Annotated in this window: 18 protein-coding genes; 11 read left to right on the forward strand and 7 right to left on the reverse strand. The window is 67.0% G+C overall.

The features are described 5' to 3' along the window. Positions 1 to 38: 38 nt before the first annotated feature. From phnF to galE, 6 genes are all read left to right on the forward strand, one after another. Positions 39 to 830: a phosphonate metabolism transcriptional regulator PhnF gene (phnF, locus tag CLD20_RS01970; protein WP_224404909.1), complete on the forward strand. Its 792-nt coding sequence runs from the start codon at positions 39 to 41 to the stop codon at positions 828 to 830. 150 nt (positions 831 to 980) lie between these two features. Continuing rightward, positions 981 to 2,315 carry a sn-glycerol-3-phosphate ABC transporter substrate-binding protein UgpB gene (gene ugpB, locus CLD20_RS01975; RefSeq protein WP_224404910.1) on the forward strand — a complete coding sequence of 445 codons (1,335 nt, stop codon included), beginning with the start codon at positions 981 to 983 and terminating at the stop codon, positions 2,313 to 2,315. Positions 2,316 to 2,378: 63 nt separating this feature from the next. Continuing rightward, a complete protein-coding gene (gene ugpA / locus CLD20_RS01980) occupies positions 2,379 to 3,263 on the forward strand; it encodes a sn-glycerol-3-phosphate ABC transporter permease UgpA (RefSeq protein ID WP_224404911.1) in 885 nt (294 codons plus the stop codon). 2 nt (positions 3,264 to 3,265) lie between these two features. Next, positions 3,266 to 4,114 (forward strand): sn-glycerol-3-phosphate ABC transporter permease UgpE, encoded by an 849-nt coding sequence (gene ugpE, locus CLD20_RS01985; protein ID WP_224404912.1) that lies wholly within the window; start codon positions 3,266 to 3,268, stop codon positions 4,112 to 4,114. 1 nt (position 4,115) lies between these two features. Continuing rightward, positions 4,116 to 5,195 (forward strand): sn-glycerol-3-phosphate import ATP-binding protein UgpC, encoded by a 1,080-nt coding sequence (locus CLD20_RS01990; RefSeq protein ID WP_224404913.1) that lies wholly within the window; start codon positions 4,116 to 4,118, stop codon positions 5,193 to 5,195. Between the two features lie 93 nt (positions 5,196 to 5,288). Beyond that, positions 5,289 to 6,326 (forward strand): UDP-glucose 4-epimerase GalE, encoded by a 1,038-nt coding sequence (gene galE, locus CLD20_RS01995; protein ID WP_224404914.1) that lies wholly within the window; start codon positions 5,289 to 5,291, stop codon positions 6,324 to 6,326. A gap of 22 nt (positions 6,327 to 6,348) precedes the next feature. On the opposite strand, the gene CLD20_RS02000 is transcribed toward galE, so the two are convergent. The 3 genes from CLD20_RS02000 to CLD20_RS02010 form a co-directional block, all read right to left on the reverse strand. Then, entirely contained in the window at positions 6,349 to 7,251 is a 903-nt protein-coding gene (locus CLD20_RS02000; protein WP_224404915.1) for a CehA/McbA family metallohydrolase, read from the reverse strand. A 99-nt stretch (positions 7,252 to 7,350) separates the two neighbouring features. Beyond that, positions 7,351 to 7,698, reverse strand: a complete 348-nt coding sequence (locus tag CLD20_RS02005; protein ID WP_224404916.1) for a helix-turn-helix domain-containing protein — start codon at positions 7,696 to 7,698, stop codon at positions 7,351 to 7,353. A gap of 165 nt (positions 7,699 to 7,863) precedes the next feature. Then, positions 7,864 to 8,751 carry a LysR family transcriptional regulator gene (locus tag CLD20_RS02010; RefSeq protein WP_224404917.1) on the reverse strand — a complete coding sequence of 296 codons (888 nt, stop codon included), beginning with the start codon at positions 8,749 to 8,751 and terminating at the stop codon, positions 7,864 to 7,866. A gap of 101 nt (positions 8,752 to 8,852) precedes the next feature. Between CLD20_RS02010 and CLD20_RS02015 the strand changes: the two genes are divergently transcribed. Genes CLD20_RS02015 through CLD20_RS02030 form a run of 4 tightly spaced genes read left to right on the forward strand, consistent with a single transcriptional unit; the run spans position 8,853 to position 13,653 of the window. After that, positions 8,853 to 9,041 carry a hypothetical protein gene (locus CLD20_RS02015; RefSeq protein WP_224404918.1) on the forward strand — a complete coding sequence of 63 codons (189 nt, stop codon included), beginning with the start codon at positions 8,853 to 8,855 and terminating at the stop codon, positions 9,039 to 9,041. A 3-nt stretch (positions 9,042 to 9,044) separates the two neighbouring features. After that, positions 9,045 to 11,969, forward strand: a complete 2,925-nt coding sequence (locus tag CLD20_RS02020; protein ID WP_224404919.1) for a molybdopterin oxidoreductase family protein — start codon at positions 9,045 to 9,047, stop codon at positions 11,967 to 11,969. After that, positions 11,966 to 12,709 (forward strand): 4Fe-4S dicluster domain-containing protein, encoded by a 744-nt coding sequence (locus tag CLD20_RS02025; protein WP_224404920.1) that lies wholly within the window; start codon positions 11,966 to 11,968, stop codon positions 12,707 to 12,709. Before CLD20_RS02020 ends, CLD20_RS02025 begins: the two co-directional genes overlap by 4 nt. Before the next feature lie 11 nt (positions 12,710 to 12,720). After that, a complete protein-coding gene (locus tag CLD20_RS02030; RefSeq protein WP_224404921.1) occupies positions 12,721 to 13,653 on the forward strand; it encodes a DmsC/YnfH family molybdoenzyme membrane anchor subunit in 933 nt (310 codons plus the stop codon). 36 nt (positions 13,654 to 13,689) lie between these two features. Here the strand turns inward: CLD20_RS02030 and CLD20_RS02035 are convergent, their stop codons facing one another. The 4 genes from CLD20_RS02035 to CLD20_RS02050 form a co-directional block, all read right to left on the reverse strand. Further along, positions 13,690 to 14,808, reverse strand: a complete 1,119-nt coding sequence (locus tag CLD20_RS02035; RefSeq protein ID WP_224404922.1) for an ABC transporter ATP-binding protein — start codon at positions 14,806 to 14,808, stop codon at positions 13,690 to 13,692. 2 nt (positions 14,809 to 14,810) lie between these two features. Then, positions 14,811 to 15,695 (reverse strand): carbohydrate ABC transporter permease, encoded by an 885-nt coding sequence (locus CLD20_RS02040; RefSeq protein WP_224404923.1) that lies wholly within the window; start codon positions 15,693 to 15,695, stop codon positions 14,811 to 14,813. Next, positions 15,692 to 16,597, reverse strand: a complete 906-nt coding sequence (locus CLD20_RS02045; RefSeq protein WP_224405050.1) for a carbohydrate ABC transporter permease — start codon at positions 16,595 to 16,597, stop codon at positions 15,692 to 15,694. The genes CLD20_RS02040 and CLD20_RS02045 overlap by 4 nt, the downstream gene beginning before the upstream one ends. Positions 16,598 to 16,718: 121 nt before the next feature. Continuing rightward, positions 16,719 to 17,981 carry an ABC transporter substrate-binding protein gene (locus CLD20_RS02050; RefSeq protein ID WP_224404924.1) on the reverse strand — a complete coding sequence of 421 codons (1,263 nt, stop codon included), beginning with the start codon at positions 17,979 to 17,981 and terminating at the stop codon, positions 16,719 to 16,721. 212 nt (positions 17,982 to 18,193) lie between these two features. Between CLD20_RS02050 and CLD20_RS02055 the strand changes: the two genes are divergently transcribed. Further along, positions 18,194 to 19,261, forward strand: a complete 1,068-nt coding sequence (locus CLD20_RS02055) for a LacI family transcriptional regulator (protein ID WP_224404925.1) — start codon at positions 18,194 to 18,196, stop codon at positions 19,259 to 19,261. Positions 19,262 to 19,265: the final 4 nt, after the last annotated feature.

Here is a 19,265-nt window from a genome sequence, read left to right on the forward strand (position 1 = left end):
AGACAAGTACACAATAACCCCTGGATGTTGACGCCACGATGACAGGCACGCGCCTTTCCCCCGGTCTTTCTCCCGCCTCTTCCGAAAAGCGGGTGAGCCGCCGCGGCGGGATTTCGCTTTGGCGCCAGATCGCCGACGTCCTGCGCGCCGAGGTGATCGGGGGAACCTGGAGCGCCGACATGCCGCTTCCCTCCGAAGCGGCGCTGGCGCAACGTTTCGGCGTCAACCGCCACACGCTCCGCCGCGCCCTCGCCGTGCTCGCCGATGAAGGGCTGGTGCGCTCCGACCAGGGACGCGGCACCTTCGTCACCGCCGAGCGGCTCTCCTATCCGATCGGCCGGCGCACCCGCTTTTCCGAGATCGTCTCGCGCCAGACCCGCGCCCCGGGTGGCCAGCTCGTCGCCAGCCGCATCGAGCCCGCGCCGGCCTGGATTGCCGAGCATCTTTCCCTCGCCGGCAAGGCGTCTCTCGTGCGGCTGGAGACGCTTTCGGTCGCCGACGGCGTGCCGATCTCCACCTCCGTCAGCTGGTTCTCGGCCGAGCGCTTTCCCGCCCTCGTCGCCGCCTATGCGGAGACGGGCTCCATCACCGCCGCCCTCGCCCGCCACGGCGTCTCCGACTATTTCCGCCGCTGGACCAAGGTGCGCGCGCGCCCGGCCGAGCCAGCGGAGATGGAGCGGCTCCTGTTGCCGCGCGGCGCGAGCGTGCTCGCCGCCGACGCCCTCAACGAGGACGGCGAGGGCGTGCCCGTGCACTTTTCGGAGACCACCTTCGCCGCCGACCGGATCGAGCTCTTCATCGAGCCGGAGAAGCCGGCCGCGAAACGGTAGCCGGCTTGCCTTCTCCCGCTTTGGCCGCGGCCGAAAGGGGCGTCACCGAAGCTTCACCCACCCGTCACCGATCCGTTGGATACCGCCTCTAGCAGACGCCGGAGGGGGGGCGCCGAAGGAGCGTCCCGAAGGCAGAAGGATGAGGTGCTCATGTCCACAATCGTCAATTGGATCGGCGGAGCGGCGACGATGGCGGCCGCCACGCTTCTTTCCTCGGCGGCCTTCGCCGCGACCGAGATCCAGTGGTGGCACGCCATGGGCGGCGAACTCGGCGCAAAGCTTGAGGAGATCGTCGCCGGCTACAACGCCTCGCAGGACGAATACAAGGTGGTGCCGGTCTACAAGGGCACCTATCCGGAGACCATGACCGCCGCCATCACCGCCTTCCGCGCGGGCGAGCAGCCGGCCATCGTCCAGGTCTTCGAGGTCGGCACCGGCACGATGATGGCCGCCAGGGGCGCCGTCTATCCGGTCTACCAGCTGATGAAGGATGCGGGCGCCGATTTCGACCAGAAGGCCTTCCTGCCGGCCGTCGTCGGCTACTACACCGACACTGACGGCAACATGCTGTCGATGCCGTTCAATTCGTCGACCCCCATCCTCTATTACAACAAGGACGTCTTCGAAAAAGCCGGCCTCGATCCGGAGAAGGCGCCGGAGACCTGGAGCGACGTGGAGGAATTCTCCAAGAAGATCATCGATTCCGGCGCGGCCAAATGCGGCTTCACCACCGGCTGGATCTCCTGGGTGCAGCTTGAAAACCTCTCCGCCTGGCACAACCAGTCGATCGGCACGCTGGAGAACGGCTTCGGCGGCCTCGACACCGAGCTCACCTTCGACGGCCCGGTGCAGGAGCGCCACTGGGAGAACCTGAAGAAGTGGCAGGATTCCGGCGTCTTCGAATATGGCGGCCCGGTCGGCGGCAACGACGCGGCGCCGAAGTTCTATTCGCAGGAATGCGCCATCTACATGAACTCCTCCGCCTCGCGCGCCGGCGTCATGGCCAACGCCAAGGGCTTCGAGGTCGGCTTCGGCATGCTGCCCTACTACGCCGACGTCGACGGCGCGCCGCAGAACTCCATCATCGGCGGCGCCACGCTCTGGGTGCTCAAGGGCCGTGAGGAGGCCGAGTACAAGGGCGTGGCCGAGTTCTTCTCCTACCTCTCCTCGCCCGAGGTGCAGGCCGACTGGCACCAGTTCTCCGGCTACCTGCCGATCACCGAGGCTGCCTACGAGCTCGGCAAGGAGCAGGGCTATTACGCCAAGAACCCGGGCACCGATGTCGGCATCAAGCAGATCACGCTCAACCCGCCGACGGCGAACTCCAAGGGCCTGCGCTTCGGCAATTACGTGCAGATCCGCAACATCATCGACGAGGAGTTCCAGGCGCTTCTTTCCGGCCAGAAGACGGCAAGGGAGGCTCTCCAGTCCCTCGACCAGCGCGGCAACGAGCTGATCCGCGAGTTCCAGGCCGCCAACAGCTAGGCGCCATCACGAACCGAGCCGAGCCCGCGCCCCCGCGCGGGCTCCTTTCGCCCGGCCCCGCCGATGCAGACCAAGCGCGCCATCTTCGCAAGCCGCGTGCTGCCCTACTGGCTGCTCGCCCCGCAGCTGGCGGTGACGCTGGTCTTCTTCCTCTGGCCGGCGGCGCAGGCGGTGCGCCAGTCCTTTTTGCGCGAGGACGCCTTCGGGCTGAAGACGAGCTTCGTCTGGCTGGAGAACTACACCCGCCTCTTCCACGACCCGAACTATCTCAATTCGCTGAAGGTGACGGTCGTCTTCGCCGCCTCCGTCACGCTCCTGTCGGTGGCGCTCGGGCTTCTCTTCGCCCTCGCCGTCGACCGGATGATCGCCAGCAGCCGGCTCTACACGACGCTTCTTGTCTGGCCCTACGCCGTCGCCCCGGCGGTGGCGGGCGTCCTGTGGTGGTTCATGTTCAACCCGACCCTGGGCGTCATTCCCTACGTGCTGGAGGGCCTCGGCTACGACTGGAACCACCTTTTGTCGCCGACCGATGCGATGATCCTCGTCGTCGCCGCCTCCACCTGGAAGCAGATCTCCTACAACTTCCTCTTCTTCGTCGCGGGCCTGCAGGCGATCCCGCGCGCGCTCGGCGAGGCGGCCGCCATCGACGGCGCCGGGCCGGTGAAGCGCTTCTTTTCGATCACCTTCCCGCTGCTGTCGCCGACGACCTTCTTCCTGATGGTGGTGAACACGGTCTACGCCATGTTCGACACCTTCCCGGTGATCCACGCCACCACCGAGGGCAACCCGGCGCAGTCGACCAACATCCTCGTCTACAAGGTCTATGTCGACGGCTTCCTCGGCCTCAATCTCGGCTCCTCGGCCGCCCAGTCGGTCGTCCTGATGGCCATCGTCATCGCCCTGACGGTGATCCAGTTCCGCTACATCGAGCGGCGGGTGGAATACTGACGATGGTCGAGAACCGCCCGCTCCTGACGCTCGCCGCCCATCTCGTCCTGATCGGCGGCCTCGTCCTCGTCGTCTTCCCCGTCTGGCTCGCCTTCGTCGCCTCCACCCACGGCCCCGCCGCCTTCATGGCGGCGCCGGTGCCGCTCCTGCCGGGGCCGGATCTGGTGAAGAACTACGGCGCGCTCATCGCCTCGGGCGTCTCCACCTCCGGGGCGCCGCCGATCGGGCTGATGCTGTGGAACTCGCTCGCGATGGCGCTGATGATCTCCATCGGCAAGATCGCCATCTCCGTCCCCTCCGCCTTTGCCATCGTCTATTTCCGCTTCCCCTTCCGCATGCTGGCCTTCTGGGCGATCTTCATCACGCTGATGCTGCCGGTGGAGGTCAGGATCGTGCCGACCTTCAAGGTGGTCGCCGATCTCGGCATGCTGAATTCCTATGCGGGGCTGGCGGTTCCGCTCATCGCCTCGGCGACGGCGACCTTCCTCTTCCGCCAGTTCTTCCTCACCGTGCCGGACGAATTGATGGAGGCGGCCCGTGTCGACGGAGCCGGGCCGATGAAGTTCTTCCGCGACATCCTCCTGCCGCTGTCGCGCACCAACATCGCCGCGCTCTTCGTCATCCTCTTCATCTACGGCTGGAACCAGTACATCTGGCCGCTGCTGATCACCACGGACCCCGGCTATTACACCATCGTCATGGGCATCAAGCGCATGGTCGACGTCGCCGATGCGCGCCCGCAATGGCACCTCGTCATGGCGACCGCCATCCTCGCCATGCTGCCGCCCGTCGTCGTGGTCGTCGCCATGCAGCGGCTCTTCGTGCGCGGCCTCGTTGAAACGGAGAAGTGAGATGGCTGAGGTCCTCCTCAAGGATGTCCGCAAGACCTATGGCGGCGACGTGGAGGCGGTGAAGGGCGTCTCGCTCGACATCGCCGACGGCGAGTTCCTCGTCCTCGTCGGCCCCTCCGGCTGCGGGAAGTCGACGCTCCTGCGCATGGTCGCGGGGCTGGAGACGATCACCTCCGGCACCGTCTCCATCGGCGGGCGGGTGGTGAACCGGCTGGAGCCGGCCGAGCGCGACATCGCCATGGTCTTCCAGAACTACGCCCTCTATCCGCATATGAGCGTGCGCCAGAACCTCGCCTACGGGCTGAAGAACCGCGGCACGCCGAGGGACGAGATCGCAAGGCGCGTTAAGAAGGCGGCCGGCATCCTCGACATCGCCTCCCTCCTCGATCGCAAGCCGCGCCAACTCTCCGGCGGCCAGCGCCAGCGCGTCGCCATGGGCCGCGCCATCGTGCGCGAGCCCGCGGCCTTCCTCTTCGACGAGCCGCTCTCCAATCTCGACGCCAAGCTCCGGGTGCAGATGCGGGCCGAAATCCGCCGCCTGCAGCGCGCGCTCGGCACGACCAGCCTCTACGTCACCCACGACCAGCTCGAAGCCATGACGCTCGCCGACCGCATCGTCGTCCTCAACGGGGGCGTGATCGAACAGGTCGGCTCGCCGATGGAGGTCTACGAGCGGCCCGCAAGCCTCTTCGTCGCCTCCTTCATCGGCTCGCCGGCGATGAACCTCATTCCGCTGGCGAGCGCCGGCGAGGGCGGCGCCATCAAGGGCTTCGCCAATGGCGCGGCGCCGGCCGGCCTCACGCCCGCTTCCGTCCTCGGAGTGCGTCCCGAGGACATGCGCCTTGCCGGAACGGAGCCGCAGGCCGATGGCGTGCGCTTCGCCTTCGCGGTCACCACCGTGGAGGCGGTCGGCGCGGAAAGCTACGTGCATGGCCGCCTTGCCGATGGCGGCGCCGACATCGCCGTGCGCGTGCCGGGCTATCACCGCGCCGAGCACGGCACCGAGCTCGTGGCCCTCGCCCCGCACGACAAGCTCCACTTCTTCGCCGGCGAGGGGGGCGTGCGCATCCCGCTGTCGTGACGGCGCGGCCGACGTAACTCTCTGCTGACGCAACTCTCTGCTAAAGTGTTGCTGCTAGCTATTTGCCGGACAGGGATATCGACGGAGACGGAAATGACCGCCACAGTCCTCGTTGCTGGCGGCAACGGCTATATCGGCAGCCACGTCGTGGTCGAGCTTGCCGCGGCGGGCTTTTATCCCGTCGTCATCGACAATCTTGCCAATTCCAATCCGGAAGCCACGCGGCGCGTCACCGGCATCGCCGGCCGCGACGTGCCCCTCCTCGTCGGCGACGTGCGTGACGGCGCCTTCCTCGACGAGGTCTTCCGCGCCTATCCCATCGATGTCGTCATCCATCTCGCCGGCCTGAAGGCGGTCGGGGAATCGGTGGCAAAGCCCCTCCTCTATTACGACGTCAATGTCGGCGGTGCCGTCGGCCTCTTCCAGGCGATGGACCGGCACGGGGCGAAGCGCATGGTCTTTTCCTCCTCCGCCACCGTCTACGGCGATCCGGTGACGGTGCCGATCACGGAGGATTTCGCCACCGGCGCGACCAATCCCTATGGCCGCACCAAGCTGATGATCGAGGAGGTCCTGAGCGACCTCGTCGCCTCCGATCCGGCCTGGCAGGCGATCAGCCTTCGCTACTTCAACCCGGTCGGCGCCCATGACAGCGCCCTGATCGGCGAGGATCCGAACGACATCCCGAACAACCTCTTTCCCTTCATCGCCCAGGTCGCGGTCGGCCGGCGCGAGAAGCTTTCCGTCTTCGGCAACGACTACGCCACGCCCGACGGCACGGGCGTGCGCGACTACATCCATGTGGTCGATCTCGCCCGCGCCCATGTCCGCGCCACCCAGGCCCTCTTGCAGGGCACCATCGCCGGCGGGGCCCACATGCCGATCAATCTCGGCACCGGCAACGGCGTCAGCGTGCTTGAGGCCGTGCATGCCTGGCGGCGGGCGACCAATCGCCCGATCCCTTATGAGGTGGTCGCGCGCCGGCCGGGCGACGTCGCCGCCTGCTATGCCAACTCAGAGCTTGCCGAAAAACTGCTCGACTGGCGCGCCGATTTCGACCTCGACGCCATGTGCCGCGACCACTGGCGCTGGCAGAGCCGCAATCCGCAGGGCTACGGCGAGCCCGGTTGAGGCAGCCAGCGCAAGGCCAGCCTCAGCTGCCGGCCCAGACCGGGTTCGTCCAGGCCATCCGCCCCGCCGCATCGGTGACGACGACGCGCAGCCAGTCGTCCCTGAAAGGCTCGAACGGCAAACGGACGCTTGCAAGACCCTCGCCGCGCTGGTTGCGGGCGCGCGTGCCGCGGCCGAGCACGGCGACGTTCTCCGCCTGCGAGCATTCCACCACCACCTCCTCGCCGTCGATGGCGAAATCGTGGATGAGCGGCCCCTGGCTCGAATAATAGAGCCCCGCCTTCAGCGCATCGACCAGCGCCTCCGGCTGGTTCTCCGGCGCCTTCACCATGGTCCAGGCACCGAAAGCGTCGGGAAAGTTGAAATGCGCGTCGTCCGCCGCATAGCCGCCGAGCCGGTAGCCCTCGTTGAGGAGCTGGTCGAGCATCACCGCCCCGTCGGGCCGCGCGCATTCGATATCGCAGGTGTAGTTGAAGATCTCCACCGCATGGGCGTGCGGCGCCATCGCCCGCCCGTCCTCTTCGCTGAGGCCCGACCATTGCGGATGGGCGATGCCGACGAAGGCGCCCGCCGCCCGGGCGCGGGCGGCAAGATCGACGCCGCTCTCCGTCTCGCCGGTCTCGGCGAAGTCTTCCGGCAGGCCGGCGGCGAGGATGTGCCAGAGCTCGCCCTGGCTGTTGGCCATGGCGTGCAGCTCCGCGCCGAGGATGGTGGTGAAGCGGTTGGTGCGGAAATCGCGCGTATCGGTGACGGGAAAGCCGTAGCGGGAAAGGAAATGGTCCGACAGGCAGAGGAAGTCGTAGCCGGCATCGCGGTAGCGCGCGCAGACCTCGTCAGGTGCGAGCGCGCCATCGGAACGGCTCGAATGCGTATGCAGATTGCCGCGCCAGAATCGGCCCGGTGCGGAGAAAGCGTTGATGCCCATGCTCGCCCTTTCGCTGTGCCGCCGCATAGGCGGCTTAGATGGCATCGCGATGACGGGCGAGCACGGAATATCGCCTGGAAGAAATGCGGCTGAAGCGCCTCAGGCCGCCTTGCAGGTGATGGACGGCATGTCCTCGCCGTCGTTGTCGTCCTGCGAACCGGCCCCGCCGGCCTGCAGCCGGGCCATTCCTTCGGCCGCCTGCCAGGTGCGTTTCTCCCGGTCGAAAGACGCGTAGCCCTCTTCGCCGAGGCTTCGCAGCAACCTGAGGGCGGTGCTCTTGTGGAGCCCGACCCGCCGGCTGAGCTCGGTGAGGCTCAGGGGCCCCTCAGCGGCTGCCAGCGCCTCCAGGACAATAATCGTGCGATGGATAAGCTCCATCGACGCATGGCTTTTCTTCTCTTCTTCGCCCGCCTCTGCCGGCCCCCCGGCGTGTTCGGGACCTGTCATCTGTTGGGGTTCCTATCTTCGTCACAACGACTGCGTAAATGGGGAGGGAAGCTGCCCTCTGGCTTGCGCGCGCCGGAGATTTGGAGCGCAGGGTTAACGCGCGCGAAACGATTCCGGCTCGATTGAAATAGCTCCGCCGCGCGCACCGGCAAGGGATACGCGCGTTCAGTTCGACAGGCTGGTGAGGTATCCGATCAGGGTGCGCGTCGCTGTGCCGGTATAGCGGTCGGGATGGCGCAGCAGCGCGAAGTCCCGCGGAGGCAGATCGATCGGCACCGATTGCAGCCGCCCCGCCGCGATCGCCGCCTGAACCACATGCTCGGAGATGATCGTCGCCCCGGCGCCGGCCTCCACCGCCTCGCGCACCGCCTCGTTGCCCGGCAGCGTCAGGAAGATGCGCAGTTCGTCGAGCGACAGGCCGTCGCTGCGGGCAAGATCTTCCAGCACGGCGCGCGTGCCCGAGCCCACCTCGCGCACCACCCAGGAAAGGGCGCGCAGGTCGATGCGTCCGGGGCCCGTCTCCGGCGGCAGCGGCTGATCGGCGCCGACGACGAGCACCAGCCGGTCGCTGTCGACCTGCCGGCGCGTGAGCTCGGCATGCTGGATCGGGCCTTCGACCAGGCCGAGATCGGCGCGCCCCTCGGCGACGGCGTTCTCCACCTGGCGCGTATTGCCGATCACCACATCGAGGCGCACGCCCGGAAAGGCGGCATGATAGGCCGTCAGCCGGCGCGGCAGCCAGTAATTGGCGATCGTCTGGCTGGCGGCGATGGAGACAGTGCCCCGGGCGGGATCGGCGATGTCCTCGAGCACACCCTGGGCGGTATTGACCCGCTCCAGGACGCGCCGGGCCTCCGGCAGGAAGCGCCGGCCGGTCTCCGTCAGCTCGATGCCACGCCCCACCCGGTCGAAAAGCTTCGCCCCGTAGCGTTTCTCCAGGGCGGCGATGGCGGCGGAGGCGGCCGACTGCGTCATGCCCAGCGCCGCGGCGGCCCGCGTGACGTGCCTCCGCTCCGCGACGGCCACGAAGATGCGCAGCTGATCAAGGGTCATGCGCCGAATGATCGATCGTATTAATGAAAATCACAAGAACAATTCGTTGGATTGATTGGAAGCGTTATTCCATATTTGAACCATTCCAAGGGGTTGGACCAATGCAGATGACTTCCGGTCACGCGCGTGAAAGCGTGATCACCCGGATCCTGAACAGCGTGTTCGGGCCCGTCGAGGGCCTGCTCCTGCGCATGCGCCGCGACCGCTACCGGCCGGAGAGGCATTACATGCGCGGCTCCGGGCCGAAATCCGGCCCCGACAACGGTCCCGGCCAGGACGGCGCCTCCTAAGACATGTCGAAACACCCTACGAACGGAGCGAACTCCGCTCCCTCGCAGCGGCCTCTTCGCGTCTCGAACGCTCCGGCGGAAGCCGACGGCGTCGACACCTCGCCGCGCGTCTCCGAAGAGGTCAAGCACTCGACCTGCTACATGTGCGCCTGCCGCTGCGGCATCGACGTGCATCTGGTCGGTGGCGAGGTCCGCTACATCCAGGGCAACCGCGACCACCCGGTCAACAAGGGTGTGCTCTGCGCCAAGGGCTCGGCCGGCATCATGCAGCACCTTTCCCCGGCGCGGCTGAGGAAGCCGCTGCTGCGGGTCGGCGAGCGCGGCGCCGGAGAGTTTCGCGAGATCGAATGGGAGGAGGCGCTCCAGATCGCCACCGACCGCCTGTCGCGCATTCGCTCCACCGATCCGAAGAAGCTCGCCTTCTTCACCGGCCGCGACCAGTCGCAGTCCCTCACCGGCTGGTGGGCGCAGCAGTTCGGCACCCCCAATTTCGCCGCCCATGGCGGCTTCTGCTCCGTCAACATGGCGGCGGCGGGTCTTTATACGGTCGGCGGCTCCTTCTGGGAGTTCGGCGAGCCGGACTGGGATAACGCCAAGTACTTCGTCCTTTTCGGCGTCGCCGAGGACCACGATTCCAATCCGATCAAGATCGGCCTGAAGAAGCTGAAGGAGCGCGGCGCCAAGGTTCTCGCCGTCAATCCCTGCCGCACCGGCTACAATGCCATTGCCGACGAATGGGTGGGCATCCGCCCGGGCACGGACGGCCTCTTCGTCCTCGCCCTCGTCCACGAGCTGATCCGCGCCGGCCGCGTCGATCTGGAATACCTCGTGCGCTACACCAACGCCCATTGCCTGGTGATCGACAATCTCGGCGGCGCCGATCACGGCCTCTTCGCCCGCGACGCGGATGGAAAGATCCTTGCCTGGGACAAGAAGAAGGGCGCGGCCGTCGATGCGCTCGGCGCCGAGCTCGAGCCCGCGCTTGCCGGCGCCGTCACGGTCGGCGGCAAGCGCTGTGTGCCGGTCTTCCAGCTGATCGCCGAGCGCTATTCCTCTCCCGAATACGCGCCGGAGGCCGTCGCCGAGCGCTGCGGCGTGCCGGCCGAGACGATCCGCCGGATCGCCGCCGAGCTCGCCCATGTCGCCTTCGAGGAAGCGATCGAACTGCCGATCGCCTGGACGGACTGGGCCGGCCGCCGCCACGAGACGATGAAGGGCCGCCCGGTCGCCATGCACGCCATGCGCGGCATCTCGGCCCATTCCAACGGCTTCCACACCTGCCGCTCGATCCACCTCCTGCAGGTGCTCCTCGGCACGGTGGAAGTGCCGGGCGGCTTCCGCTTCAAGGCGCCCTATCCCAAGCCCTGCCCGCCCGGGCTGAAGCCGGCAGGCAAGGACGGCGGCAAGCCGAACACGCCGCTTTCCGGCGCCCCGCTCGGGTTCGTGGAAGGCCCCGAAGACCTGCTGGTCGATGAGAATGGCGGCCCCATCCGCATCGACAAGGCCTATTCCTGGCAGGCGCCCGTCGCCGCCCACGGCCTCATGCACATGGTGATCGCCAACGCCTGGCGCGGCGATCCCTACCCGATCGACACGCTCTTCATGTACATGGCCAACATGGCCTGGAACTCGTCGATGAACACGACGGGCACCATCGCCATGCTCACCGACAGGGACGAGAAGGGCGACTACAAGATCCCCTTCATCATCTACTCGGACGCCTATTATTCCGAGACGGTCGCCTATGCCGACCTCGTCCTGCCGGACACCACCTATCTGGAGCGGCACGACTGCATCAGCCTGCTCGACCGTCCGATCAGCCATGCCGACGGCCCGGCCGACGCGATCCGCCATCCGGTGGTGCAGCCCGACCGCGACGTGCGTCCCTTCCAGACGGTGCTTCTCGACCTCGGCGCCCGGCTCGGCCTGCCGGGCATGGTGAACGAGGACGGCGGCGCCAAATACGCCGATTACGCCGACTACATCGTCAACCACGAGAGGACGCCCGGCATTGGCCCGCTCGCCGGCTGGCGCGGCGAGGACGGCGACACCTTCGGCCGCGGCGCCTCCAATCCGGACCAGCTGAAGCGCTACATCGACAATGGCGGCTTCTGGCAGCACGAGCTGCCGGAGGATGCGCGCTACTACAAGATGGCGAACCGCTCCTATCTCGATTTCGCCGTCCATATGGGCTTTTTGCCGAAGGCCGATCAGATCGTCTTCCAGCTCTATTCGGAGCCGCTGCAGCGCTTCCGCCTCGCCGCCGAGGGCCATGGCGACATCCTGCCGCCGCAGGAGGAGCGACCGCGCCTCATCGCCGCCTTCGATCCGCTGCCGATCTGGTACCGGCCCTTCGAGCAGGCGGCCGTCGACGGCGAGGCCTTCCCGCTGTCGGCGCTCACCCAGCGGCCGATGCACATGTACCATTCCTGGGGATCGCAGAATGCGTGGCTGCGCCAGATCACCAGCCAGAACCGCCTCTTCGTGCACAGGAAGACGGCCGCCGGCCTCGGCCTCGTCGATGACGACTGGGTGTGGATCGAAAGCCACCACGGCCGGGTGAAGGGCCAGATCCGCCTCGTCGACGGGGTGAACCCGGACACGGTCTGGACCTGGAACGCCATCGGCAAGCGCCGCGGCGCCTGGATGCTGAAGGACGGCGCCGGCGAGAGCGAGAAGGGCTTCCTCCTCAACCACGCCATCAGCGAGTTCCTGCCCGGCGACGACACCCATTCCAATTCCGACCCGGTGACGGGCCAGGCTGCCTGGTTCGACCTCAGGGTGCGCATCAAGAAGTGCGACCCGGCCGCGCTGCCGCGCACCGAGCCGCGCTATCCGCTCCTGGAGACGCCGCCGGGCATTCCCCCCGCCCCGAAAAAGCTTTCCTTCGGGGCGCAGTTCCGCCGCTGGCGGGAGACCGCGAAATGACCCAGCTGCCGACTTCGACCGAGAAGAGCCTCGGCCTCGTCATCGACCTCGACACCTGCGTCGGCTGCCAGGCCTGCGTGACGAGCTGCAAGGAATGGAACACCGGCGGCCACATGGCCCCGCTGACCGACTACAACCCCTATGAAGGCGGCGCCGACGGCGTCTGGTTCAACCGCGTCCACACCTACGAGCAGGAAGCGGCGAACGGCTGCGGCCATGACCGCACCGTGCATTTCCCGCGCTCCTGCCTGCATTGCGACGAGCCGGCCTGCGTCACGGTCTGCCCGACCGGCGCCTCCTACAAGCGCTCCTCCGACGGCATCGTCCTCGTCGACGAGGACAAGTGCATCGGCTGCAAGCTCTGCTCCTGGGCCTGCCCCTATGGCGCGCGCGAGATGGATATGGATGTCGGCGTGATGAAGAAGTGCACGCTGTGCATCGACCGCATCTACAACGAGAACCTGCCCGAGCGCGACCGCGTTCCGGCCTGCGTCGCCGCCTGCCCGGCGGGCGCGCGCCATTATGGCGACCTTGCCGACCCCGATTCGCCCGTCTCCCGCCTCGTCGCCGAGCGCGGCGGCGTCGATCTGATGCCGGAGATGGGCTACCGCCCGGTCAACAAGTACCTGCCGCCCCGCGACCGCGAGCGCACCGGCCCCGCCGTCACCGCCCCCGCCCTGGAAAGCGCCGATCCGCAGGGCGGCTTCCTCGGCTGGCTCGACGGCGTCCTTTCCCGCTGAACGGAAGAACGATGCATCCCGCCTTTTCCGTCATCTTCTTCACCACCGCCACCGGCGCAGGCTACGGCCTGCTGGCGCTGACCGGCATCTTCTTCGCCTTCGGCGCCGTGCCCGAGGACCGGCTCTTCGGCTTCTTCGCCCTCGCCATCGCGCTGGCCCTCGTCACCGGAGGCCTCTTCTCCTCCGTCTTCCATCTCGGCAGGCCGGAGCGCGCGCCGCGCGCCTTCAGCCAGTGGAAGACCTCCTGGCTGTCGCGCGAGGCGGTGGCGGCGACGGCGACCTATGTACCGGCCGCGATTCTCGGCATCGGCTGGGTGATCCTCGGGAGCGACAACGCCATCGTCGGCGGGGCGGGCATCCTCGCCGCCATCGGCGCGCTCGTCACCCTCGTCACCACCGGCATGATCTACGCCTCGCTGAAGCCGATCCCGCAATGGTCGAGCCCCTACACGGTGCCGGGCTACATCCTCTATGCGCTGATGACCGGCGCGACGCTGCTCAACGCCCTCGTGCTGCTGGCGGGCGCCGACCACAGCCCGGTCGCCTTCCTAGCCCCGCTGCTGGTCTTCGCCGGCTGGATCTTCAAGAACGCCGCCTGGCGCCACAACGACCAGCTGGCGATGCCGACGAGCGCCGCCTCCGCCACGGGCCTCAAGGGCACCGTGCGCTCCGTGGAATGGCCGCATACGGAAGAGAACTATCTGATGAAGGAGATGGGCTACCGGGTGGCGCGCAAGCACGCCGAAAAGCTCCGCCTCTTCGTCCATGCCGCAGCCTTCGCGGTCCCGCTCGCCCTGACGCTGCTTTCCGCCGTCACCGGCGGCACCTTCGCCGTCGCCGCGGCCTGCCTCGCCGCCCTCGTCCAAGTGCCGGGCATTTTGACCGAGCGCTGGCTCTTCTTCGCCGAGGCAAAGCACACCGTCTCGCTCTATTACGGGCGGTAGAACCGGGCTTTCAGGGCTTCGGCAAAACCTCGCCGATCAGGCGATCCGCGTGCCCTCTTTCGGATCGAAGAACACCGAGCGGCCCATGTTGAAGGCGAGCGTCACCGCCCCGTCTTCCTTGACGCGGCTGTTGGCCCTAAGGCGCGCGGTGAATTCCTTCCCGCCGAGATGGGTGACGATGTAGGTGTCGGCGCCCGTCGGCTCGACGAGGTCGGCCCTGCATTCGGCCTCCACCAGCCGCCCCGCCTTGTGGTCGGCCGCGTCCGGATCGGTCACGGCCTCCGGGCGGATGCCGAAGGTGACGGTCCGGCCGAGCCAGTCCTTGAGGGGCCCCGCCGCACGCGTCTCGGCCGGAAGGAAGAGGGCGCCGTTGGCGCGCTGCTTCAGCGCCACGCCGATCTCGCCCTCCTTTTCCACCACCTCCGCCGGCACGAGGTTCATCGCCGGCGAGCCCATGAAGTCGGCGACGAAGAGGTTGGCGGGATTGTCGTAGATGTCTTCCGGCGAGCCGAACTGCTGCAGGATGCCATCTTTCAGGAGCGCGATGCGGCTTGCCAGCGTCATCGCCTCGATCTGGTCGTGGGTGACGTAGACGATGGTGGTGCCGAGGCTGGCATGCAGGCGCTTGATCTCCATGCGCATGTCGACGCGCAGCTTGGCGTCGAGGTTGGAGAGCGGCTCGTCGAAGAGGAAGACCTGGGGTTTGCGCACCAGCGCCCGCCCCATCGCGACGCGCTGGCGCTGGCCGCCGGAAAGCTGGCCGGGCCGCCGTTTCAGAAGCTGGGAAATCTGCAGCATCTCGGCGACTTCCTGGATCGCCGTCTCGCGCTCGGCCTTGGGCACGCCGCGCATTTCCAGCCCGAAGCCGAGATTTTGCGCCACCGACATGCTCGGATAGAGCGCGTAGGACTGGAACACCATGGCGATGTCGCGTTCCGAGGGCCTGAGCTCGTTGACGCGCTCCCCGGCGATGCGGATCTCGCCCGCCGTCGGGTTTTCCAGCCCGGCGATGACGTTGAGCAGGGTGGACTTGCCGCAGCCGGAGGGGCCGACGAGGACGAGGAAGTCGCCCTCCTCTACGTCAAGGTCGATGCCCTTCAGGACCTCCGTCTGGCCGAAGCTCTTGGTAAGGCCCGAAATCTCCAGAAAACCCATGTTCAACCCTTCACGGCGCCGGCCATCAGGCCACGCACGAAATAGCGTCCCGAGACGATGTAGACGACGAGCGTCGGCAGCGCCGCCAGCACCGCACCGGCGAAATGCACGTTGTACTCCTTCACCCCCGTCGAGGACTGGACGAGGTTGTTGAGCGCCACCGTCATCGGCTGGGAATCGAAGTCGGCGAAGGAGGCGCCGAACAGAAAGTCGTTCCAGATGTTGGTGAACTGCCAGATGATCGAGACGACGATGATCGGCCCCGAGCTCGGCAGGAGGATGCGCCAGAAGATGCGGAAGAAGCCCGCCCCGTCGACCTGGGCGGAGCGGATGAGCTCCGTCGGGAAGGCCGCGTAATAATTGCGGAAGAACAGGGTCGTGAAGCCGATGCCGTAGACGACATGCACCATGACGAGGCCGGAGACGGTGCCGGCGAGGCCGATCGTGCCGAGCACCTTCGCCATCGGGATGAGGACGATCTGGAAGGGGATGAAGCAGGAAAACAGCATCATCCCGAAGACGATGGAATCGCCCTTGAAGCGCCATTTCGTCAGGATGTAGCCGTTGATCGCCCCGAGGGCGGCGGAGATCGCCACGGCCGGGAAGACCATCAGGAACGAGTTGATGAAATAGGGTTTCAGGCCCGTCGCCTGCACGCCGACCTGCGCCGTGCTCCATGCCGAGTGCCAGGGCTCGAAGGTCCACACCTTCGGCAGGGCGAGAAGGTTGCCGCCGCGGATCTCGCTGAGCGGCTTCACCGAGTTCAGCAGCATGATCACGAGCGGCAGCAGATAGTAGACCGCAAAGACGAGAAGCACGGCGTAGAGGACCGCCCGCCAGAAGGGCGAGCCCGCGCCGAGCCTGACGCCTTCGCCGCCCGCGCTCATTGCTGCCGCTCCGCCGAAAGCTCGCTGTAGAGATACGGCACGATGATGGAGGCGACCATCATCAGCATGATCACCGCCGAGGCCGCGCCGATCGCCATCTGGCTGCGCGTGAAGGTGTAGGAATACATGAAGGTCGCCGGCACTTCGGTGGCCCGCCCCGGCCCGCCATTGGTGAGCGCAATGACGAGGTCGTAGGACTTGATCGCCATATGGGCGAGAACGACGAAGGCGGAAAGGAAGGCCGGCCTCAGCATCGGGATGATGATGCGCCGGTAGAGCTGCCAGGGTCCCGCCCCGTCGATGGCGGCAGCCCGCATGATCTCCGTGTCGATGCCCCTGAGCCCGGCGAGGAACATCGCCATGACGAAGCCGGAGGATTGCCAAACGGCGGCGATGACGACCGTGTAGATCGCCATGTCGCGGTTCTTGATCCAGTCGAAATGGAAGCTCGCCCAGCCGAGCGCGTGCATCGTCTGGTCGAGGCCGATGCCGGGATCGAGGAACCACTTCCAGGCCGTGCCGGTGACGATGAAGGAAAGCGCCATCGGATAGAGATAGATCGGCCGCAGGATCCCCTCGCCGCGGATCTTCTGGTCGAGCAGGATGGCGAGGAAGAGGCCGAGGGCGCAGCAGATGCCGATGTAGAGCGAGCCGAAGATCGCCAGATTCTTCAGCGCGATCCACCAGTTCGGCAGCTTGAACAGCTTGACGTAGTTTTCAAGGCCGATGAAGTCGAAGCGCGGCAGGAGCGTCGAGCTCGTCATCGACAGATATGCCGTGAAGACGATGAAGCCGTAGACGAAGAGGATGATGACCGCGAAGCTCGGCGCGAGCACGATGCGCGGCAGCCAGTCCTGCAGGCCACGCCGCAAGGCGGTGGCGCCGGATGAACGGCGCAGCACGGGCTCTGTGGTGACGTTGCTGGTGGCGGTCAATTGTGTTGCCGTCTCGGGACGTTTCCTCGGCGGGATCTTCGCCCCGGCCTGGCGCGGAGCCTAGCCGGGACGAAGCTGTGCGAAAACCCTACTGGGCGGCGGAAACGGCCTCCACGAGCGCCTTCACGGCCTCATCGGAGGTGTATTCGCCGTTGAAGTGGGCGGTGACGACGTCGAAGACGGCGTTCTTCACCGCCGAGGGGGCGCCGTAGCCATGCGCCAGCGAGCCGAAGAGCTGGTTGCTCTCGTTGGCCGCCGCGAGCTCCTTCATCCCCTTCTGGCCGCAGGCGTCGAGTTCGTCGCCCGGCACGTCCGTGCGGGCCGGAACGGAGCCCTTCACCTTGTTGAAGGCGATCTGGAAGGTCGGCGACATCACGGCCGAGGCGAGCTTGATCTGGGCGTCGCGCTTGTCCTCGCCGACCTGGAACATGACGAACTGGTCGGAATTGAACAGCACCGTGCCCTGCGTGCCCGGGAAGCGCTGGCAGACGAAGTCCTCGCCCGGCTTGAGGTCGGCGCGCAGGAACTCGCCCTTGGCCCAGTCGCCCATGAACTGCACGGCGGCCTTGCCGTTGATCACCATCGCCGTGGCGAGGTTCCAGTCGCGGCCGGAGAAGTTCGGATCGACGTATTCGTGCAGCTTCGACATGCGGTCGAAGGCCGTCTTCATCGTGTCGGAGCCGAGGGCTTCCGGGTCGAAATCGTTGAGGGCCTTCTTGTAGAATTCCGGTCCGCCGGTCGAAAGCACCACCGCCTCGAAGACGGTCGCGTCCTGCCAGGGCTGGCCGCCATAGGCGATCGGGGTGTAGCCGGCTTCCTTGATCTTATCGAGGACGGCGATCAGCTCGTCCCAGTCCTTGACCTCGCCCTCGACGCCGACTTCGTCGAAGATTTTCTTGTTGGCCCACATCCAGTTGGTCGAATGGACGTTGACCGGCGCGGCGATCCACTGGCCGTCCGAGTTCTTGGCGAAGCGCTGCAGCGCCTTCGGGACGACGTCGTCCCACTTTTCCTTGGCGGCGAGATCGGAAAGATCGGCCAGAACGCCCTCGTTCGCCCAATCCTGGATGTCGTAGCCGAGCATCTGCACGGCCGTCGGCGCATTGCCGGAGGTGACGCGCGAGCGCAGCACCGTCATCGCCTGGACGCCCGAGCCACCGGCGACCGGCATGTCCTGCCAGGTGACGCCCTGCTCTTCCAGCTGGTCCTTGAGGACGTTGAGCGCCGCGGCTTCGCCGCCCGCCGTCCACCAATGCAGCACTTCGACGCTCTCTTCGGCGTGAGCGCCGCCTGCGAACAGCGCCGCACCGGCCGCAAGGCCTGCAAACGCCGAAAGAATCCTTTTGCCCATAAGAATGAAAACCTCCCGTGTTCATCCACCGTCATTGCGTTGGCCTCTTGCGAAGACCGTGGCGGTGCGCAATCTGTAACGTTACAGATCGTCGCGAGTCAAACGACGAAAGAGCGCGCACCGGCAAAAAAAGCTTGTCGGATGCGGCGCTTAAACGGGAGGCATGTCCAATGTCGCGGCACGAGGAGGGCGGAAACGAAATCCCCCCGCACATGCCCGATGCGAAGTCCGGTGCGAGGGGGGAGAAAAGGCTCGCGCGCCCGACTTTGCGCACCCTCGCCGACCTCACCGGCCTCGGCGTCACCACCGTCTCGCGCGCCCTCAAGGACGCGCCGGAACTGAGCGCGGAGACCAAGGCGCGGGTGCGGACTCTCGCCGCCGAGATCGGCTACCGGCCGGACCGGGCCGCGCTGCGCCTGAGGACCGGCAAGACGCTCGTCATCGCCCTCGTTCTCGACCAGAGCGACGCCATCGCCGAATTTGCCCGGCGGATGATCTTCGGCATCTCCAGGGCGCTGGAGGGCACCTCCTACCACCTCGTCGTCTTTCCCCAGTTCGACGGCGCCGATCCGCTGGAGCCGATCCGCTACATCGCCGACACGGCGGCGGCCGACGGCGTCATCTTCACCCATACCCGGCCGCAGGACCCGCGCGTGAAGCTCCTGCTTTCCCGCGATTTTCCCTTCGTCACGCATGGGCGGACGCATTTCGGCAACGCCCATCCCTTCCACGATTTCGACAACGGCGCCTTCGCGCGCCTTGCCGTGGAGCGGCTCGTCGCATGCGGCCGCAAGCGCCTCGCCCTCATCGCGCCGCGCGGCGAGTTCACCTATGGCGAATACATGCTCGGCGCCTTCGCCGAAGCGGCCGGCAAGGCCGGCGTGGCGCATGCGACGCTGGAGGGGATCGACCTCGATTCACCGGCGCGGGCCTTTCGCGCGGCCGCCCGCCGCACGGCCGGCCCCCCGGCGGGCTTCGACGGCTTCGTCTGCGCCAGCGAGACGCGCTCCATCGCCCTCATCGCCGGCCTGCAGGATGCCGGCTTCACCGTCGGCCGCGATGCCGACGTCATCGCCAAGGAGACCTCCGACCTCCTCGACAACATCTCCCCGCCGATCGATTCCTTCTGCGAGGACCTCGTCTTCGCCGGCTCGGAGCTGACACGCCTGCTGCTCGCCCGCATGCAGGGCGCGCCCGCCGCCGACCTCAACTCGCTCTCGCAGCCGGAATTTCGCCGACGCCGGTCATGCCCGGGCGAGAGCGCCGCTTCGCCCCGATAGGACC

Source organism: Afifella sp. IM 167 (genome assembly GCF_020144925.1).
GTDB lineage: Bacteria > Pseudomonadota > Alphaproteobacteria > Rhizobiales > Afifellaceae > Afifella.

Excerpts from the sequence above, each read along its gene's own strand:
- phnF (WP_224404909.1), top strand. The coding sequence starts at position 39 with ATGACAGGCACGCGCCTTTCCCCCGGTCTTTCTCCCGCCTCTTCCGAA.
- ugpB (WP_224404910.1), top strand. The coding sequence starts at position 981 with ATGTCCACAATCGTCAATTGGATCGGCGGAGCGGCGACGATGGCGGCC.
- ugpA (WP_224404911.1), top strand. The coding sequence starts at position 2,379 with ATGCAGACCAAGCGCGCCATCTTCGCAAGCCGCGTGCTGCCCTACTGG.
- ugpE (WP_224404912.1), top strand. The coding sequence starts at position 3,266 with ATGGTCGAGAACCGCCCGCTCCTGACGCTCGCCGCCCATCTCGTCCTG.
- CLD20_RS01990 (WP_224404913.1), top strand. The coding sequence starts at position 4,116 with ATGGCTGAGGTCCTCCTCAAGGATGTCCGCAAGACCTATGGCGGCGAC.
- galE (WP_224404914.1), top strand. The coding sequence starts at position 5,289 with ATGACCGCCACAGTCCTCGTTGCTGGCGGCAACGGCTATATCGGCAGC.
- CLD20_RS02000 (WP_224404915.1), bottom strand. The coding sequence starts at position 7,251 with ATGGGCATCAACGCTTTCTCCGCACCGGGCCGATTCTGGCGCGGCAAT.
- CLD20_RS02005 (WP_224404916.1), bottom strand. The coding sequence starts at position 7,698 with ATGACAGGTCCCGAACACGCCGGGGGGCCGGCAGAGGCGGGCGAAGAA.
- CLD20_RS02010 (WP_224404917.1), bottom strand. The coding sequence starts at position 8,751 with ATGACCCTTGATCAGCTGCGCATCTTCGTGGCCGTCGCGGAGCGGAGG.
- CLD20_RS02015 (WP_224404918.1), top strand. The coding sequence starts at position 8,853 with ATGCAGATGACTTCCGGTCACGCGCGTGAAAGCGTGATCACCCGGATC.
- CLD20_RS02020 (WP_224404919.1), top strand. The coding sequence starts at position 9,045 with ATGTCGAAACACCCTACGAACGGAGCGAACTCCGCTCCCTCGCAGCGG.
- CLD20_RS02025 (WP_224404920.1), top strand. The coding sequence starts at position 11,966 with ATGACCCAGCTGCCGACTTCGACCGAGAAGAGCCTCGGCCTCGTCATC.
- CLD20_RS02030 (WP_224404921.1), top strand. The coding sequence starts at position 12,721 with ATGCATCCCGCCTTTTCCGTCATCTTCTTCACCACCGCCACCGGCGCA.
- CLD20_RS02035 (WP_224404922.1), bottom strand. The coding sequence starts at position 14,808 with ATGGGTTTTCTGGAGATTTCGGGCCTTACCAAGAGCTTCGGCCAGACG.
- CLD20_RS02040 (WP_224404923.1), bottom strand. The coding sequence starts at position 15,695 with ATGAGCGCGGGCGGCGAAGGCGTCAGGCTCGGCGCGGGCTCGCCCTTC.
- CLD20_RS02050 (WP_224404924.1), bottom strand. The coding sequence starts at position 17,981 with ATGGGCAAAAGGATTCTTTCGGCGTTTGCAGGCCTTGCGGCCGGTGCG.
- CLD20_RS02055 (WP_224404925.1), top strand. The coding sequence starts at position 18,194 with ATGCCCGATGCGAAGTCCGGTGCGAGGGGGGAGAAAAGGCTCGCGCGC.